This is a genomic window from Vibrio sp. 811, assembly GCF_033339195.1.
The window spans coordinates 1-652 of record NZ_JAWOUB010000501.1; the positions used below are offsets into that span (position 1 = coordinate 1).

Below are 652 nucleotides of genomic sequence, written 5' to 3' on the forward strand. Positions count from 1 at the left end.
CCTTTATCAAATGAGTATTCTCATCAATGATTTCTTATTTAAGATAAAGCACACCCATTCATCCTCTGTTAAGATTTGTGTGACATACTTTGTAGAAAGTTATAAATCAAAAAGGGTTTTAGATGAGAACACTTGGCAACATCATCTGGTTTTTATTCGGTGGCGTATTCATGGGATTGCTGTGGTGGCTATTCGGTATTCTTGCGTTCATCAGCATCATCGGGATTCCGTGGGGGCGAGCTTGTTTCGTCATGGGTAACTTTTCGTTTTTCCCATTCGGCAAAGAAGCCATTTCGCGTGATGAACTAACCAATGAAATGGATATTGGCACGCGTCCGCTAGGCGTCACCGGCAACGTACTTTGGTTTGTGTTTGCAGGTTTGTGGCTGGCAATCGGTCATATCCTATCCGCCGCAGCGTGTTTCGTTACCATTATTGGTATTCCGTTTGCACTTCAACACCTGAAACTGGCCGTAATTTCCCTCGCGCCTATCGGTAAAACTGTTGTAACGTCAGAAGAAGCAGCAATCGCTCGTTACAACATTAATCGTTAAGGTTATGTATCCGCTGAGCTTTCGGGCTCAGAGGGCAACGCCTGTTAAAAGTAAGCCTATTACTGCTACAGCGTATTCGATAATGGTTGATTGTATGC

1 protein-coding gene is annotated in these 652 nt (G+C 43.7%); it reads left to right on the plus strand.

The genetic code is table 11. The features are described 5' to 3' along the window. Positions 1-122 precede the first annotated feature (122 nt). Positions 123-554: a YccF domain-containing protein gene (locus R7Q46_RS27725; RefSeq protein ID WP_318078361.1), complete on the plus strand. Its 432-nt coding sequence runs from the start codon at positions 123-125 to the stop codon at positions 552-554. Positions 555-652: the final 98 nt, after the last annotated feature.

Coding starts and splice junctions, on each gene's coding strand:
- R7Q46_RS27725 (WP_318078361.1), top strand. CDS start 123: ATGAGAACACTTGGCAACATCATCTGGTTTTTATTCGGTGGCGTATTC.